The 17,444-nt window shown below is 74.3% G+C and carries 12 protein-coding genes; 8 read left to right on the top strand and 4 right to left on the bottom strand.

All coding sequences use genetic code 11. The annotated features are described in order from the left end of the window. Nucleotides 1–4: 4 nt before the first annotated feature. Nucleotides 5–316 (bottom strand): hypothetical protein, encoded by a 312-nt coding sequence (locus OG866_RS45275; RefSeq protein ID WP_443063578.1) that lies wholly within the window; start codon nt 314–316, stop codon nt 5–7. Between OG866_RS45275 and OG866_RS28770 the strand changes: the two genes are divergently transcribed. The 4 genes from OG866_RS28770 to OG866_RS28755 all read left to right on the top strand — a co-directional run bounded on the left by OG866_RS28770 (nt 288) and on the right by OG866_RS28755 (nt 7,128). After that, nucleotides 288–2,531 carry a tetratricopeptide repeat protein gene (locus OG866_RS28770; RefSeq protein WP_443063577.1) on the top strand — a complete coding sequence of 748 codons (2,244 nt, stop codon included), beginning with the start codon at nt 288–290 and terminating at the stop codon, nt 2,529–2,531. The two genes, OG866_RS45275 and OG866_RS28770, sit on opposite strands and share 29 nt — an antisense overlap. Continuing rightward, a complete protein-coding gene (locus OG866_RS28765) occupies nt 2,532–3,914 on the top strand; it encodes a PP2C family protein-serine/threonine phosphatase (RefSeq protein WP_329339102.1) in 1,383 nt (460 codons plus the stop codon). 102 nt (nt 3,915–4,016) lie between these two features. Further along, complete coding sequence (locus tag OG866_RS28760) at nt 4,017–5,363, top strand: vWA domain-containing protein (protein WP_329339100.1); 1,347 nt, start codon at nt 4,017–4,019, stop codon at nt 5,361–5,363. A gap of 46 nt (nt 5,364–5,409) precedes the next feature. Beyond that, nucleotides 5,410–7,128 carry an FHA domain-containing protein gene (locus tag OG866_RS28755; RefSeq protein ID WP_329339098.1) on the top strand — a complete coding sequence of 573 codons (1,719 nt, stop codon included), beginning with the start codon at nt 5,410–5,412 and terminating at the stop codon, nt 7,126–7,128. A gap of 6 nt (nt 7,129–7,134) precedes the next feature. Here OG866_RS28755 and OG866_RS28750 read toward each other — a convergent pair whose 3' ends face one another. Beyond that, complete coding sequence (locus OG866_RS28750) at nt 7,135–8,124, bottom strand: methyltransferase domain-containing protein (protein WP_329339097.1); 990 nt, start codon at nt 8,122–8,124, stop codon at nt 7,135–7,137. 69 nt (nt 8,125–8,193) lie between these two features. On the opposite strand from OG866_RS28750, the gene OG866_RS28745 reads away from it, so the two are divergent. The 4 genes from OG866_RS28745 to OG866_RS28730 all read left to right on the top strand — a co-directional run bounded on the left by OG866_RS28745 (nt 8,194) and on the right by OG866_RS28730 (nt 15,914). Next, complete coding sequence (locus tag OG866_RS28745; RefSeq protein ID WP_329339094.1) at nt 8,194–8,598, top strand: globin; 405 nt, start codon at nt 8,194–8,196, stop codon at nt 8,596–8,598. A 186-nt stretch (nt 8,599–8,784) separates the two neighbouring features. Then, the gene (locus OG866_RS28740; protein ID WP_329339092.1) at nt 8,785–12,009 is read left to right on the top strand and encodes an ABC transporter permease; all 3,225 of its coding nucleotides are present in this window, start codon (nt 8,785–8,787) and stop codon (nt 12,007–12,009) included. Nucleotide 12,010: 1 nt separating this feature from the next. Further along, on the top strand, nt 12,011–14,785 hold the full coding sequence (locus OG866_RS28735) for an ABC transporter permease (RefSeq protein ID WP_329339090.1): 2,775 nt from the start codon (nt 12,011–12,013) through the stop codon (nt 14,783–14,785). 172 nt (nt 14,786–14,957) lie between these two features. Continuing rightward, nucleotides 14,958–15,914: an ABC transporter ATP-binding protein gene (locus OG866_RS28730; protein WP_329339088.1), complete on the top strand. Its 957-nt coding sequence runs from the start codon at nt 14,958–14,960 to the stop codon at nt 15,912–15,914. 447 nt (nt 15,915–16,361) lie between these two features. Here OG866_RS28730 and OG866_RS28725 read toward each other — a convergent pair whose 3' ends face one another. Together OG866_RS28725 and OG866_RS28720 are read right to left on the bottom strand one after the other, a co-directional pair. Beyond that, nucleotides 16,362–17,030 carry a hypothetical protein gene (locus tag OG866_RS28725; protein ID WP_329339086.1) on the bottom strand — a complete coding sequence of 223 codons (669 nt, stop codon included), beginning with the start codon at nt 17,028–17,030 and terminating at the stop codon, nt 16,362–16,364. Beyond that, nucleotides 17,027–17,440: an acyl-CoA thioesterase gene (locus tag OG866_RS28720; protein ID WP_329339084.1), complete on the bottom strand. Its 414-nt coding sequence runs from the start codon at nt 17,438–17,440 to the stop codon at nt 17,027–17,029. Before OG866_RS28720 ends, OG866_RS28725 begins: the two co-directional genes overlap by 4 nt. Nucleotides 17,441–17,444: the final 4 nt, after the last annotated feature.

Raw genomic sequence — 17,444 nt, 5'->3', positions numbered from 1 at the left:
CCTGTCAGCGGCCCGGTTGCGGCGGGTCGTACGAGGACGTCGGCGGCGGTGAGCTGTACTGCGACACCTGCGGACTCGCGCCGGTGGTGTCGGCGACCGGCATGGTGGGTTCCCCGCCGACCGGGATCACGGGCGGCGGCAAGGGCTCGCGCGGTTCGGGCAGCGCCAGTTCACGCTCCGGCAGCAGCCGCAGCACGTCCCGCAGCACCTCGCAGTCGTCGAAGTCCCGGCGCTCGGTGTCGGGCCGCCTCTCGCGTGCCCTGTCGGGCCGGTCGACGAGCCGCTCGGTGTCGGTGCGCAGCTCGGGTTCCGGCACCGGGGCGAGCGCCCGGGGCCGGCTGGGCGCCGGCCTGGTCGAGGTGCCGGGCGTACCGCGTCCCGACCCGCGCGCGATGGTGCTGGAGAACCCCGAGGTCCCCGAGCGCAAGCGGTTCTGCTCCCGCTCGGACTGCGGGGCGCCGGTGGGCCGGGCGCGCGGTGAGCGGCCGGGGCGTACGGAGGGCTTCTGCACCAAGTGCGGCAACCCGTACTCGTTCGTCCCGAAGCTGACGTCCGGCGACATCGTGCACGGCCAGTACGAGGTCGTGGGCTGTCTGGCGCACGGCGGTCTGGGCTGGGTCTATCTCGCCGTCGACCGCGCGGTCTCGGACCGCTGGGTGGTCCTCAAGGGCCTGCTCGACACCGGCGACCAGGACGCGATGGCGGCGGCGATCTCCGAGCGGCGCTTCCTCGCCGAGATCGAGCACGCGAACATCGTGCGGATCTACAACTTCGTGGAGCACCTCGACCAGCGCACGGGTTCGCTGGACGGGTACATCGTCATGGAGTACGTGGGCGGCAAGTCCCTCAAGGAGATCGCCAACGGCCGCCGCAACCCGGCAGGCAAGCGCGACCCGCTCCCGGTGGAACAGGCCTGCGCGTACGGCATCGAGGCCCTGGAGGCGCTCGGTCACCTCCACAGCCGCAACCTGCTCTACTGCGACTTCAAGGTCGACAACGCCATCCAGACCGAGGACCAGCTCAAGCTCATCGACATGGGCGCGGTCCGCAGGATGGACGACGACGAGTCGGCCATCTACGGCACGGTCGGCTACCAGGCGCCCGAGGTCGCCGAGGTCGGCCCGTCGGTGGCGTCCGACCTCTACACGGTCGCCCGCACCCTGGCGGTCCTCGCCTTCGACTTCCAGGGCTACACGAACGTCTTCGTGGACTCCCTGCCCGACCCCGACAACATCGAGGTCTTCCGCCAGTACGAGTCCTTCTACCGCTTCCTGGTCCGCGCCACCGACCCCGACCCGGCCCGCCGCTTCGCCTCCGCCCAGGAGATGGCCGAGCAGCTGACCGGCGTCCTGCGCGAGGTCGTCTCGCTCCAGACGGGCCGGCCGCGGCCCGCGCTGTCGACGCTGTTCGGTCCCGAACTGCGGGTGCCGGACACGGAGTTGTTCCCGAAGCTGGACGGGGAGGTTTCTCGGCTGGGGGCGCGGGTGGTGCGCACCCGGCGGCCGGGCGCCATCGTCTCCTCCGCCACCGTCTCCTCCGCCGCTGTCGCTCTTGGCGGCGGGGCCGTCCCGACGCTCGGGAGTGTGGTGGCACTGGTCAAGCCGGTCGGAACGCCCGCCGCGGCGCTGGCGCTTCCCGTTCCGCGGGTCGACCCCTCCGATCCCAACGCCGGCTTCCTCGCCGGGCTCATGGCGACCGCCACCGCGGAGCTGCTGGGGGCGCTGGCCGCCGCGCCGGCGCCGTCCGTCGAGACACGGTTGCGGCAGATCCGGGCGTGGCTGGAGAACGGCGACGCGCACACCGCGCTGGAGGCGCTGGCGCGCGTGGAGGACGAGCGGCCCGACGACTGGCGGGTGGTCTGGTACCGCGGGGTCGCCGCCCTGGTCACCGGGGATCACGAGGCCGCCGCGCTCGCCTTCGACGCCATCTACGACGCCTTCCCCGGCGAGCCCGCGCCGAAGCTGGCGCTCGGGCTGTGCGCGGAGGTGCTGGGGCAGCTCGACAACGCCGCCGAGTACTACCGCCTGGTCTGGGCCACCGACCCCAGCTATGTGAGCGCCGCGTTCGGGCTCGCGCGGGTCCAGCTCGCGGCCGGGGACCGTCGGAGCGCCGTACGGACACTGGAGTCGGTGCCGGAGAGTTCCATCCACTACACCGGCGCCCGCGTGGCCGCCGTACGGGCGCGGCTGCGTCAACGCACGCCCGGCGCCGGTGACGTACCGTTCCTTGACGACCTCACCGCCGCCGCGGGGCAGGTCGAGGCGCTGGACGCGTACGGGCTGGATCCGGCGCGCCGGGAGCAGTTGTCCGCCGAAGTCCTCGGCTGTGCCCTGGACTGGGTACTCTCCGGTGGCCAGGGCGCGGACCCGGCCGCCCGTCGGGTGCTGCTCGGCAGCGAGCTGGACGAGCGGGGACTCCGCTTCGGCCTGGAGCGTTCGTACCGCACGCTGGCGCGGCTCGCGCGGGGCGGCGAGGAGAGGATCGACCTGGTGGAACGTGCCAACCGTTACCGCCCCCGGACGTGGGTGTAGTTGATGTCGCAGATGCCCCAGCAGGCCGCCCTGACGAACTGCCCGAGCTGCGAGGAGCCGCTCGAGTCGGGTGACCGCTTCTGCGGTGCGTGCGGATACGACCTGTCCGCCGTACCGGCCCGCCCGGACGACCACCCGACGCTCGCCGTGAACGGCTCGGCGCCGGTGGCCGGTCCGGTGGCCGCACCGGCGTCCCCGCGGGCACCGGTGTCGGCTCCGGACGAGGGCGGCCCCTGGCCGGCCGCGCAGGAGCCCGCCGGCTCCGACACCCCGCCGGCGACCCATCTGCCGACGGATCTGACGGGCATCGACTCCGGCGGCCACGACCTGGCCGCACAGCCGCCGAGCGGCTCCCCCGTCTCCCCGGCCTCCGGGGTGCGCTTCGACCGGCCGTCGGAGCCGGAGGAGTACCCGCTCCAGGCGCCGGACCCGCGGGTGACCGCCGAGGCGCCGACCCCGGCGGAGGGCGTCAAGCTGTGCGTGGCCTGCCGCGCGGGCCGGGTCGACCACGACGGCTACTGCGAGAACTGCGGGCACGCCCAGCCCCGCGAGCGCGACCACATGGAGCAGGAGTGCGGCCCGATGGCGGCCGTCAGCGACCGCGGTCTGCGCCACCACCGCAACGAGGACGCCTTCGGCATCGGCACCGCCGCCCTGCCCGACGGCTCCCCCGCGTCCGTGGCGATCGTCTGCGACGGCGTCTCCTCGGCGACCCGCCCCGACGACGCCTCCCTCGCCGCGTCCCGGGCGGCGAGCGAGTCCCTGCTGGCCGCCCTCGCCCGCGGCACCCATCCGCAGCAGGCGATGCACGACGCGATCGTCGCCGCCTCCCGCGCGGTCAACGCCCTGGCCGCCGAACCGCAGACGGCCCGTGAGCACGCTCCGCACCAGAACGCCCCGGCCTGCACGATCGTCGGCACCGTGGTGACGTCGGGGCTGCTGGTCGTCGGCTGGGTCGGCGACAGCCGCGCCTACTGGGTGCCGGTGGACCGCACCTCGCTGCCGGCCCGGCTCACCGAGGACGACTCATGGGCCGCGCAGATGGTCGCGGCGGGCCTGATGAACGAGGCGGAGGCGTACGCGGACGAGCGCGCCCACGCGATCACCGGCTGGCTCGGCGCGGACGCCTACGAACTGGAGCCGCACACCGCTTCCTTCAAGCCGGACCGGCCGGGTGTAGTGGTGGTGTGCACCGACGGACTGTGGAACTACGCGGAGGCCGCGCAGGACATGGCCGAGGCCGTACCGCTCGATGCCGCCGTGCGCCCTCTGCACGCCGCGCAGGTCCTGGTCGGTCACGCCCTGGACGGCGGGGGCCACGACAACGTAACAGTGGCCCTCGTGCCGTTCCCCGCCCCGCCTCAGGGGGCAGGATCGGCCTGAGGCCGATTCGTACGGGGACGCCTCGCAGGACCGGAGGGGACCGGTCCGCACACCGTCGTACGCCCCGCAGCCGTGGGGTTTCCAAGGGGGATTCGATCAGGCATGGCCAATTTCTCGAAGTCCAACGTGCCGCAGTTCTCGGTGGACGTGTACCAGAACGAGTACCTGCCGGAGGACGGCCGCGAGGTCAACGCGATCGTCACGGTGAGCGCGACCGGCGGCGGCACCATCGGCAGCGCGGTCGCCGCGCCCCATCTCTACCCGGCGGGCCAGGGCCCGGACGCGGCCGTGGCGATCATGGTCGACTGTTCCGGGTCGATGGACTACCCGCCGACCAAGATGCGCAACGCCCGTGACGCCACTGCCGCGGCCGTCGACACCCTGCGCGACGGGGTGCACTTCGCGGTGATCGGCGGCACCCATGTCGCCAAGGAGGTGTATCCGGGCGGCGGGCGGCTCGCGGTCGCCGACGCCACCACCCGGGACCAGGCCAAGCAGGCCCTGCGCAAGCTCAGCGCGGGCGGCGGCACCGCCATCGGCACCTGGCTGCGGCTCGCCGACCGACTGCTGTCCTCGGCGGACGTCACCATCCGGCACGGCATCCTGCTCACCGACGGCCGCAATGAACACGAGTCACCCGAGGACCTCAAGGCGTCCCTCGACTCCTGCGCCGGGCGTTTCACCTGTGACGCCCGGGGCGTGGGCACCGACTGGGAAGTGAAAGAAGTCACAGGCATCGCCTCCGCGTTGCTCGGCACGGCGGACATCGTCGCCGACCCGGCCGGTCTCGCCGCCGACTTCACGCAGATGATGGAGACGGCGATGGGCAAGGAGGTCGCGGACGTCTCCCTGCGGGTGTGGACGCCGGTCGGCACCACGATCCGGTTCGTCAAGCAGGTCGCGCCCACCGTCGAGGAGTTGACCGAACGCCGCACCGAGGCGGGCCCGCGCGCCGGGGACTACCCCACCGGCTCCTGGGGAGACGAGTCCCGTGACTACCACGTCTGCGTGGAGGTGCCGGCCGCCCATCTCGGCCAGGAGATGCTGGCCGCCCGGGTCTCCCTCGTCATCCCCCAACCCGACGGCACCGCACAGAACTTGGGCGCCCAGGGGCTGGTGCGGGCGGTGTGGACCGACGACATGGTCGCCTCGACGTCGATCAACCCCCAGGTCGCCCACTACACCGGCCAGGCCGAACTGGCCCAAGTCATCCAACAAGGTCTCGATCTACGCAAAGCGGGCGATATGGATGGAGCAACGTCCAAACTGGGCCGGGCCGTTCAGCTCGCAAGCGCTTCCGGCAACGCCGATACTGCGAAACTGCTTGCGAAGGTGGTGGACGTGGTCGATGCCGCGACAGGTACTGTGCGGTTGAAGGCGAAGGTCGCGGAGGCCGACGAGATGACCCTCGAGACCCGGTCCACAAAGACTGTTCGTGTAAAGAAGTGACGACCAGAAGCAGAAGTTCCCTTACGTGAGAGGGGGAAGCGCCGACATGCCGACCTGCCCGAACGGACACCAGTCGGGTTCCGACGACTGGTGCGAGGTCTGCGGTCACCGCATGGCCGGTGCCGTGCCTCCGCCCCCTCCCCCGCCGCCGCCCCCCGGTGGCGGCTACGGCTTCCCGCCGCCCCCGCCGGGCGCCGGCGGCCAGCCCGGACGCAACCACCTGTCCGCCGTACCGGACCCCGAGCCGGAGCTCTGCCCGCAGTGCCGCACGCCCCGTGAGGGCGGTGCGCCGTTCTGCGAGGAGTGCCGGTGGAACTTCCTGACGAACACGGCGACCTCGTACACCCCGGCCGCCCCGCGCCCGCCGGCCCCCGGCCCGGGCGTCCGCTTCCAGGGTCCGCCGCCGGGCCAGTCGTACGGCGGTGGCGGTGACTCGTACGAGTACCAGGGCTCGCGTCCGTCCCAGATGAACCGTCCCGCCGAGCCGATCCCGCCCTTCGGCGGCGACCCCTCGGGCCCGCCCCCGCCGCCCGGCCAGGGTGGCCCCGGTGGACCCGGCGGCTTCGGCGGACCCGGTGGCGGCCCAGGCGGCCCCGGTCCGTTCGGCGGACCCGGTGGTCCCGGGGGGCCCAACGGTCCCGGCGGCTACGGCACGCAGGGCGGCCCCGGCGGGCCGAACGGCCCCGGCGGCTACGGTACGCAGGGCGGGCCCGGCGGCCCGGGCGGACCCGGTGGACCTGGTGGACCGAACGGCCCCGGTGCTTTCGGTACCCAGGGCGGACCTGGTGGCCCCAACGGCCCCGGTGGCCCCAACGGCCCTGGCGGCTTCGGCGGCCCCGGTGCGCCCGGTGGCTTCGACGGCCAGCGCGGACCCAGTGGGCCTGGTGGCCCTGGTGGCCCTGGTGGCCCTGGTGGCCCTGGTGGCCCTGGTGGACCCAACGGCCCGAACGGCCCCGGCGGCCACGGAGGCCCGGGTGCCCCCTCGCCTTTCGGCGGCGACCCCTCGCCCTTCGGCGACCCCTCCCGTCCGGTTCCGCCCCCGCCCGGCCCCACGCCCCCCGCGGGTCCCGGCGGACCTGGTGGCCCCGGCGCCCCGTCGGCGTTCTCGCCGTCCGGCCCGGCCGCCCCGCCCGCCTTCCCGCAGGAGACGAACCGGCCGCAGCCCGGCGGTCCGTCCTTCGGCGGCGGCGAGGACGACTGGGTGATCTCCCCGCCGTCCTCCACCGCCCCCGGCGGACCCGGCGGCGGCCCCGGCGGACCCGGCGGCGGCCCCGGCGGCCCCGGTGGCTACGGCTACCCGCAGCCCGGCTCCACCCAGGCCCCGCCCGGCCCCGGCTACCAGCAGCAGCCCGCCGGACCGGCGACCTGGATCGCGACCATCGGCCCGGACCGCGAGTACTTCATGGCGATGATGCAGCGCTCCGGCCCCGAGGCCGCGGGCCTCAACCTGCCCGCGTACTCGCCCGAGCAGCAGCGCACCCTCACCGGCAACCAGATCACCATCGGCCGCCGCCGGCACTCCACCGGCGACACCCCCGACGTCGATCTGTCGGTGCCCCCGGAGGACCCGGGCGTCTCGCACCAGCACGCGGTGCTGGTCCAGCAGCCCGACGGCTCGTGGGCGGTCGTCGACCAGAACTCGACGAACGGTACGACGGTCAACGGCGCGGAGGAGCCCATCCAGCCCTTCGTCCCGGTGCCGCTCCAGGACGGCGACCGGGTCCACGTGGGCGCCTGGACGACGATCACGGTCCGCCGCGGCTAGACCCCGTCACGGCAGCCGGAGGGGCCAGGCGTACGGCCCCTCCGGATCGTCCAGCCACGCCCACTCGTCCCCGCCGCTCACCGTGATGCCGTACCGCTGCCGCGGCGGCCTGCCCTCCCGCTCCCAGAGCTGATACGCCTCCTGCGGATCGAGGCTGCCCCGGCTGAGCAGCAGCAGGAACTGGTACAGCTCGTGCTCCCGCGCCGCCCGCGGCACCCCGGCCGGCGAGGCGGGCTCCGGCTCCGACCGCCCTTCGCCGCGCAGCGGCACGAAGTAGGCGGGGGTGTGCAGGAAGCGTCCGTCGGCGTGCCCCGTGTCCCGTACGGTCAGCGCGACCAGGCCGGTGGCCAGCGGGGCCAGGACGCGGGCACCCGGGCTGCACTGGGCGATCCAGGCCCCTGGGATCGAGGTGAGCGCGCAGGTCGCGATGATCCGGTCGAAGGGGGCGCGCTCGGGCACCCCGCGGGCACCATCGCCGGTGACGACGACCGGGTGGTACCCGGCGGCGGCCAGGTGCTGCCGGGCCGCCTCGGTGATGTCCGGCTCCAGGTCGATGGTGGTGACGAGGGAGTCGTCGCCGAGGCGGTGGGCGAGCAGCGCCGCGTTGTATCCCGTACCGGCGCCGATCTCCAGGACCCGGTCGCCGTCCTCGACCTCCAGCGCGGTCAGCATCATCGCCATGAGGGAGGGCTGGCTGCTGGAGGAGACCAGTTCGCCGTCGCGCAGCCGGGTGGCCAGCGGGGCGTCGGCGTAGGCACCGCGCACCCACCGTTCCCGGGCGTGCGCGTCGGGGCTCTCGCCCCACCTGCGCTCGTAGCCGCCCATGACGCCGACGTAGTAGTACGGCACGAACAGATGCCGGGGTACGGCCGCGAAGGCCTCCCGCCACACCGGGTCGTCCGCCCAGGCCCCGCTCACGTCGATCCGGTCCACCAGCTCGGCCCGAGCCTCGGCGGCCAGTTCTTCCAGGTCCTTGTGGAGAGCGTGCGCACCCATACCTCCACTGTCCTGCGGAAGGGTCCTAAGCCCCAAGTCCTGGTTCCCTCCGTCTGAGACGATGGAGCGGTGAAAGAGATTCGGCGCGGCACGCTTCAGACGGAGACCTTCTACGAGCAGGTCGGTGGGGAGGAGACCTTCCGCCGCCTCGTCCACCGTTTCTACGAGGGTGTGGCCGGGGACCCGCTCCTGAAGCCCATGTATCCGGAGGAGGACCTGGGCCCGGCCGAGGAGCGGCTGACGCTGTTCCTCATCCAGTACTGGGGCGGTCCGACGACGTACAGCGACAACCGCGGCCACCCCCGGCTGCGGATGCGGCACGCCCCGTTCCAGGTGGACCGGGCGGCGCACGACGCCTGGCTGAAGCACATGCGGGTCGCCGTCGACGAGCTCGGCCTGTCCGAGGAGCACGAGCACACGCTGTGGAACTACCTGACGTACGCGGCGGCGTCGATGGTGAACACGGAGGGCTGATCCCCTCCGAGCGCCGCTGAGTCCCGAATTCCGGTCGTACGACGCCGATTTCCGATCACGATCCGGTCAAGTCCGGCACACAACCGCTTACCCGCCCCCGCTCCCCTCTGACAGCATCCCCAGGAGGTCTGGACAACAGGGCGGGGCCGGACGGGAAACGGGGCACGACGGGGGTCGGGTGACGGGGTGACGGGGTACGGGGGGTTCGCGAGGTTCGTCCTTCAGCGGGCACGGGCGCACCGCCCGCTGCTCACCGCCGCCCTGCTGACCGTCCTGCTGACGACGGCGGTCCTGGCGGCGCTGACCGCGTACTCGGGCGCGATCGGTGACGCGGCCCTGCGCCACTCGCTCGCCGATCCACGCAACGCCGCCGACACCGCGCTGGTCGTCAAGGCCGACGTCCCGGCCGAGTCCCTCAAGGCCGCCGACACCGCCGTGCGCGCGGGCGCCCGGAAGACCTTCGACGGGCTGCCGGTCACCGTGCGGACGCTGCTGAAGTCGGGCCCGTACGCGCTGCCCCGCTCACTCCAGCCGCCCGCCGAGCGGTCCGGGGACCCGGATCTCACCCACTTCGCGGCGCTGGACCCGTCCCAGGCGCGGATCACGGACGGCAGGGCCCCGGCCGCCGGCACGAGCGAGGTGGCGCTGCCGCAGAGCGCCGCCCGGCTGCTGGAACTAAAGCCCGGCGCCCGTCTCACCCTCGTCGACCGCCTCGGCGGCCCGAAGGTGCGGGTGGAGGTGGTCGGCCTCTACCGGCCCGCCCGCGCGGACGCCCCGTACTGGCAGCTGCTCGACGATCTGCACGGCCGCGGCGTCAACAAGCTCGACTTCACGACGTACGGCCCCCTCCTGACCGCCCCCGACACCCTGACCGGCGGCAAGGTCAGCGCCGGGCCCTCGGCGTGGCTCGCGACGGCCGACTTCTCGTCGGTGACGACCGGCCGGATCGGCCCCCTCGGCGAGGCGGCCCGGGACGGCGGTGCCGCGCTGCGCGGCGAGGCCGCGCTCAGCGGCACCACGGCCGCGCACACCGATCTGCCCGCCGTCCTCGACCGCGTCGACCGCTCCCTGCTCGTCTCCCGCTCCACCCTGCTGATCGTGGCGCTTCAGCTCGCGCTCCTCGCGGGCTGTGCGTTGCTGCTGGTGGCGCGGCTGCTGAGCGCCCAACGCAGGGGCGAGACCCGGCTGCTCAGGGCCCGTGGCGCCTCCCGGCCGCGGGTCGCGGGGCTGGCCGCGGTGGAGGCGCTGCTGCTGGCCGTGCCCGCGCTGGTGTGCGCGCCGCTGCTGGCGGGGCCGCTGACCCGGCTGCTGGCCGGGCAGGGCGCGCTGTCCCGGATCGGGCTGCGCCTTGAGGTGCCGGCGGCCGGGTCGTTCGGGGTGTGGCTGATCGCGGCGGGCGTGGCGCTGGGCTGCGCGCTGGCGGTGACACTGCCCGCGCTGACCTCGTCCTTCGCGAGCGGCCGGGCCCGCGCGCTGCCCGGGGCGGTGCGCTCGGGCGCCGACGTGGGGCTGCTGGTGGTGGCCGGGGTGGCGTACTGGCAGCTGGGCCGGCAGACGACGGGCGCTGTCACCGACGACAGCTCGGGCACGCTCGGCGTCGACCCGCTGCTGGTCGCCGCCCCGGCCCTGGCGCTCCTCGCCGGTACGGTCCTCACGCTGCGGCTGCTGCCGCCGCTGGCCCGGCTCGCCGAACGCCGGGCCGCCGCCGGGCGGGGCATCGCCGTCGCGCTCGCGGGCTGGCAGATCGGGCGGCGTCCGATGCGGGGCGCGGGTCCGGTGCTGCTGCTGGTGCTCGCCGTGGCGCTGGGCATGCTGGCGATCGGGCACGGCGCCTCCTTCGACCGCTCGCAGGACGACCAGGCCGACTTCCGCGCGGGTGTCGCGGTGCGGGTGCTGGCCAACGGCGAGGACGACCTCGGCCGCACCGACGCGTACGCGGCCGTCCCTCACGTCGGCGAGGCCGCTCCGGCCATCCGCGCGGAACTGCCTCTGTCCGGCGACCGTTCGGCGACCGTGCTGGCCCTGGACACCGCGCACGCGGCGGACACGATGCTGCTGCGCCGGGACCTGGCGTCGGAGCCGGTACGGCCGCTGCTGGCCGGCCTCGGCCCGAAGGGGGCGTCGGCGGGCGCGGCGGTCCCGGCGGGCAGCTCCCTGTTGAAGCTGACGGCGACCCTGCGCGGCGCGGCGCCGGGCACGAGTGCCGATGTGACGGTCACCCTGGAGGACCGCTACGGCACCCCCTACCGGCTCCCGGCCGGGTCCCTCGAAGCCGACGGCCGCCCGCACGCGCTGGAACTGGCGGTACCGCCCGGGAAGTTGACGCTGACCGACGTACAGCTGGTGCTGCCGGTTCCGCGCGGGCGGGCGGAGCAACAGCGCTTCTCCCTCGATGAGTTGGCGGCCGTGACACCCCAAGGAACCGAGCGGCGGCTGACGTTGCCCACCGCCTGGACGGCCGACACCGTCAGCGACAACACCTCGGAGTTCCCCGACCGCAGCAACGCCCCCTCCCCGCCTCGGGTGAGCGGGTCGGCCGTGGCGTACGACACCGGTTACGTCCCGCGCGAGGACACCTGGACCCTGGCCTCGCTGACGGTCCGCCTCCAGGCCACCCAGCCCAGGACACCGCAGATCACCGCCGTCGCCACCGACCGCTTCCTCGACTCCGCGGGCGCCCGCACCGGGCAGCGCGTGGACGTGACGTTCGGCGGCCGGTCGCTGCCGGTGCGGATCGTCGCCGCGGTCCGGGCGCTGCCGACGACGGGGAGCGACAGCGGCGGGGCACTGCTGGTCGATCTGCGGTCCGTGAACCGGGTGTTGGAGGCGAAGTACGGCGAGAGCGTCACGCCGACGGAGTGGTGGCTGGAGACTGACCGGCCGGCCTCGGTCGCCGCGGCGCTGCGGGCCCGCCCGGACCTGGACCCCGCGCAGGTCGTCGTCCGGGACGAGATCGCCGAGGAGCTGCGTGACGACCCGTTCGGGGCGGGCCCGGAAGCGGCGTTCACCGCGGCGGCCGGGGTGGCGGCGGCGCTGGCCGCGCTCGGCTTCGCGGTCAGCGCGACGGGCTCGCTGCGGGAGCGGGACTCCGAGTTCGCGGTGCTGCGCGCCCTGGGCGCCCCCCGCCGCCGGCTGGCCCGCACGATCGCCGTCGAGCAGGGCGTCCTGGTGACCCTGGGGCTGCTCGTGGGGGCGGCGCTGGGGACGGTGCTGGCCCGTGCGGTGATCCCGCTGGTCCTCCTGACCGCCGACGCGACCCGTCCCGTACCGGAGGTGCTGGTGGAACTGCCGGTGGGACAGGTGGCCCTGCTGCTGGCGGCGGTCGCGGTGACACCGCTGGCCGTCACCGCCGTCCTCGCGCTGCGGCGCGCGAATCCTCTGGTGTCCCTACGTCAACAGGGAGGGGAGTGACATGGCCCCCTCCTCCGCCACCGGCCCGACCCCTGCGGCCGCTCCTCGGACCTCGGCTGCCGCCCCCGGGACCTCGGTGGTCGCCCCCTGGATCCGCACCCGGCTGCGCACCGCCCCCGGCGCGGCCCTCGCCCTCGCCCTGCTGGTGGCGCTGACCGCGTGCCTCGCCGCGGCCCTCCCCCGGGCCCTGGACCGGTACGCGGACGCGGGCCTGCACCGGGCCGTCGAGCAGGCCGGCGCCGACCGCACCTCGATCCAGCTGTACGCCCAGCCCGAGTACGGCATCATCTCCGAGCAGGACCTGCGCCCCGCCACCCTGGGCGCCCAGTACGAGAAGATCCTGGCCACGGTCGAGAAGCCGCTCGTCGCCGACCGCCGGCAGTCGACGTACGGCGTGCGCACCTCCACCAACATGGAGGTGCCCGACCCCTGGATCCCGCGGCCGACCGGGACTCCCGCGCAGGTCGCCCTGGTCGCCCAGCAGGGCCTCGCCGGCCACGTCCGCTCGGTCGAGGGCCGGCTGCCGCGCGGGCCCGCCGCACCGGCCGACGCGATGACACCCGAGGTGGAGGCCGCGGTCAGCGCCGCGACCGCCAAGTCCCTGCACATCAAGGTCGGTTCGGTCATCCACGTACCCGGCGAATCCCGCGCCCCGCTCGCCGTCCGCGTCACCGGCATCGTCACCCCGCGCGAGCCGTCCGGCGCCTTCTGGTCGGCCCAGCCGCTCCTGCACGAGCCCGCCCTGATCCGGATGCCGGGTCCGAGCTCGGACGCCGACAAGTACTGGCTCGGCGCCCTGCTGCTCGCCCCCGAGTCGGCGCCCGCGATCCTGGGCACCCCCGGAAACCCCTGGCGCTACTGGCAGTTGGCGCCCGCCATGAAGTCGCTCCACGCCTATGACGTGGACCGCCTCAAGACCGCCGTCGCCTCCCTGGAGTCCGGCCCGGCCCTCCAGCAGGCCCGCACGATCACCGGCGGCCTCACGGACACGGACACCGACCTGAGCGAGGTCCTGACCGCCTACTCCCGGCTCCGCGAGGGCGTCTCCCCGCTCGTCGCGGTGGCCGCGGTCGGCGCCGGTACGGTCGCCGCGGTCGTCCTCCTGATGTCGGGCGGCCTCGCCGCCGACCGCCGCCGCACCGAGCTCGCCCTGCTGCGCGCCCGCGGCGCGTCCCTGCGTGGCCTGGCCGGACGCCTCCTCGCCGAGACGGCCACGGTCGCCGTCCCGGCCGGCGCCCTCGGTCTGACGGCGGCCGTGCTGGCGCTCCCCGAGGGCCGCGCGAAGTACGCCGTCGTCGCCGCCGCCATCGTCACGGCCGCCGCCTGCGCCGCGCTCCCGCTGCGCGCGGCGGTGGCACACCGGGCCGTCCGGGTGCACACCGGCCGCGAGGACGTGGCGACGCTACGACCCACTCGGCGCCGCACGGTGGCGGAGCTGACGCTGCTCGTGCTGGCCCTGGCGGCGGTGGAGACCCTGCGTCGGCGCGGCTCGTCCGGTGACGAACTGGCCTATGTGGCCCCCGCGTTGACGGGCGTGATCGCGGCCCTGGTGCTGGTCCGGCTCTACCCGTTCCCGCTGCGCGGCCTGGCCCGCCCGGTCGGCCGGCTGCGCGGCGCGGTCGCCCATCTGTCCCTGGCCCGCGCGGGCCGTACCTCGGCCTCGGCGGTCCTGCCCCTGCTCGCCCTGCTCACGGCCCTGACGACGGCGGCCTTCGGCGGCTCGGTCCTCACGGGCGTCTCCGCGGCCCGTGACGAGGCGGCCCTGCTCGCGGTGGGCGCGGACGCCCGCGTCGACGCCGACGGACCACTGCCGTCGGCGTTGCCCGACCGGCTCCGCCGCGAGACGGGCGTCGACTCCCTCACGGAGGTGAGCATCGCCTACCAGGCGAAGCCCACGGACGGCAGAGTGTCGGTGCCGCTGGTGGGCGTGGAGCCGGACGGCTACGCCGAGTTGGCGAAGAGAACGTCCCTGGGCCCTTACGCCGAGGGTGAGTTGACGCGAGCCCGTGACACCGATGTGCTCCCGGCCCTGGCCTCCCCCTCCGTCGCGAAGGCGTACGGCACCCGCCCCTTCCCCGTCCTCCTGGAGGACGGCACGACGACCATCACCGTCCGTATCACCCTCGTACGGGACCGGACCCCGGCGGTGAACGGCACGGACTTCCTGGTGGTGGACAGGTCGGGCCTCAGCGGCCCGACGGCCCGCCCCACAGCGCTGCTGCTGACCGGCGCGGGCATGTCCGGCGCGGACCTGCGCAAGGCGGTGGGCAACGCGGGCCACGTCCAGACGCGGTCCGAGGAACGGGCCCGCTATGTGAACTCCCCGCTCCAGTCGGGCGCCGAGGACATCTACACGGCAGCGGTGGCGGCGGGCGCCGGTTACGCCGTCCTCGCCCTCCTCCTCTCCCTGCTCCGCGCCGCCCCCGAACGCACGGCCCTCCTGGCCCGCCTGCGCACCATGGGCCTCACCCGGACCCAGGGCCGCCGTCTGCTGATCCTGGAGTCCCTGCCGCAGGCGGTGCTGGCGGCGGCCGGCGGCATCCTCACGGGCTGGGCAACGGTCCACCTCCTCTCCCCCGGCATCGACCTGACCACCATCGCCCTGGCGACGGCCCCCTCCACCGGGGACACCGCAGAGCTGCGCACGTCCCCCCTCTCCCTGGCGCTCCCGGCCCTCGCGGTGGTGCTGGTGACGGTGGGGGTGGCGGGAGTGCAGGCGTGGTGGTCGGGGAGACGGGGGTCGGTGGCGGAGCTGCGGGCGGGGGACACGCGATGACGCCACACCACCTGCCCAGTCGTCGTAGCCGCGGGCAGTCGTGCCGCTGGGGCGGCACGGGTGGGCGCGGCGGCACCCCGCAGGCGCGGGTGAGCGACACCCCGCAAGCGCGGGTGAGCGACACCCCTCTGACAGCAACCCCCACCCAGGCCAGCGGCCAAGGAGGCCCAAGGTGACCACCAATCCCACCCTCGCCGACCTGACCACCAAGGCCACCGCCGCCCGCAACACCCCCGGCTACGGCCACGACGCCCTCATCACCTGCGACCGGCTCGTCCGTATCTTCACCACGGACGGCATCGAGGTCCAGGCCCTCCAGGGCCTCGACCTCCTCGTGCGTGAGGGCGAGCTCATGGCCCTGGTCGGCGCGTCCGGCAGCGGCAAGTCCACCCTCATGAACATCCTCGCCGGCCTGGACACCCCCACCGCGGGCGCGGCCCGCGTCGCCGGTCACGACCTCCTCACCATGACCGCCAAGGACCGCCTCGCCTACCGCCGCAAAACCGTCGGCTTCGTCTGGCAGCAGACCTCCCGCAACCTGCTCCCCTACCTCACCGCGGCCCAGAACATCACGCTCCCGATGCAGCTCGCCGCCACCCGCACCGCACGCCGGGCGAAATCAGAACGCGCCCTGGAACTCCTGGAGTTGCTGGACATCGCGGACTGCCGGGACCGCCACCCCCACCAGATGTCGGGCGGTCAGCAACAGCGCGTGGCGATCGCCGTGGCCCTCGCCAACGCCCCCGCGGTCCTCCTCGCCGACGAGCCCACCGGCGAACTCGACTCCCAGACCGCGGAACAGATCTTCGCCGCCTTCCGCACCGCGAACGAACAGCTCGGCACCACCATCGTGATCGTCACCCACGACCAGGCGGTGGCCGGCGAGGTCCGCCGCACGGTCGCCATCCGGGACGGCCGCACCTCCACCGAGGTCCTGCGCCGCAGCGAGGTCGACGCCACGACCGGCCACGAGACGGTCGTGGCCCGCGAATACGCCATGCTCGACCGCGCCGGCCGCCTCCAGCTCCCCGCCGAGTACACCGAGGCTCTCGGCATGCGCGACCGCGTGGCCCTGGAACTGGAGCCCGACCACATCGGCGTATGGCCGGACGACAGCGACCCCAACTGACCATGCACGGGGGGCGCTCGGCTCAGGGGGTCGCTCGGCGCAGGGAGCGCTCGACGCAGGGGGTCGCTCGACGCAGGGGCGCTCGGCGCAGGGGGTCGCTCGACGCAGGGAGCGCTCGGCGCAGGGGGTCGCTCGACGCAGGGAGCGCTCGACGCAGGGGGTCGCTCGACGCAGGGAGCGCTCGACGCAGGGGGTCGCTCAACGCAGGGAGCGCTCGACGCAGAGGGTCGCTCAACGCAGGGAGCGCTCGACGCAGAGGGTCGCTCAACGCAGAGGGTCGCTCAACGCAGAGGGTCGCTCAACGCAGGGAGCGCTCGACGCAGAGGGTCGCTCAACGCAGGGAGCGCTCGACGCAGAGGGTCGCTCAACGCAGGGAGCGCTCGACGCAGAGGGTCGCTCGACGCAGGGAGCGCTCGACGCAGGGGGCGCTCGACGCAGAGGGTCCGCTCAGCGCACGCTGACGTCCAACGCCCCAAGTCCCGCCCGCCGTACGGCGATCGACCCGTACGGCGTACGCAGCCGCAGCCACGCGCCGGACGAGAACAGCGCCAACTCCCCACCGGCACGCAGGAATCCGAGCGACTGCGCGGCATGCACGGCCCGCACCGGCAGCCGCGTGTCCCCGACCGTCCGGGACCAGATCTCCCGCCCGATCCGGTCGAGTTCCGCGCGCGTACGGCTCTCGGCCGCCAACTCCCCGGTACGGGACCGGAATTCGGCGACCCCTGCGCCCACCATGGCCCGCAGGGCATCCGGCGCGGGCAGCCCCGCAACCGCCTGCCATCCCCCACGCGGCGGCAGCACCCCCGCCCACGGCGGCCCGGTCACCGCCGCCGGTACCCCGGCCGTGGCGGCGTCCTCGTCGACGGACTCCAGCAGTTCCCCGGCCGACACCGTCACGTCCAGCGTGACGTCGAGCCCGTGCTCATAGGGCTTGGCGAGCCGCACCGCGCGGATCGCCAGCACCTCGAAGGACGGCGGCCGGCCGAACACGGCGAGCGCGGTCCCGGCGGCCTGGAGCCGCACGGCGGCCCCGCGGTCGTAGTGGAGCAGACGGGAGAGGAAGGCCGCGAGATCCGCCGCCTCCCCCTCGTCGGCAAGATGGAGCACCGTCATGCGGCGACGGCCTCCTCCTCGTCGTCGTCCCGGTACACCTCCAGGAACTCACGTTCCTCGGAGGTGATCCGGCGTGGCCGCTGGGCCTCGAAGTCGAACGGCACGATGACCGTCGAGGCCCGCACATACACGAGGTCGCCGTCCTTCACCTCGTACGTGATGGTGAAGGACGCGGCCCTTATCTCCGTGACCCACAGCTCGATGTCCACGGGCGTGTGCCGGTGGACGAGCTGCCGCTTGTAGTCGATCTCATGGCGCGCCACCACGGACCCCTGCTTGAAGTCCTTCTCCGGGCGGAACAGGAAGTCGATACGGGCTTCCTCCAGGTAGCGGAGGAAGACCACGTTGTTGACGTGGCCGTACGCGTCCATGTCCGCCCAGCGCAGTGGGCAGTGGTAGATGTGCCGCAAGATC

It is taken from the genome of Streptomyces sp. NBC_00663 (assembly GCF_036226885.1).
GTDB lineage: Bacteria > Actinomycetota > Actinomycetes > Streptomycetales > Streptomycetaceae > Streptomyces.
Note: the sequence above shows the minus strand (reverse complement) of the source record. Positions and strands in the feature narration are given on the sequence as shown.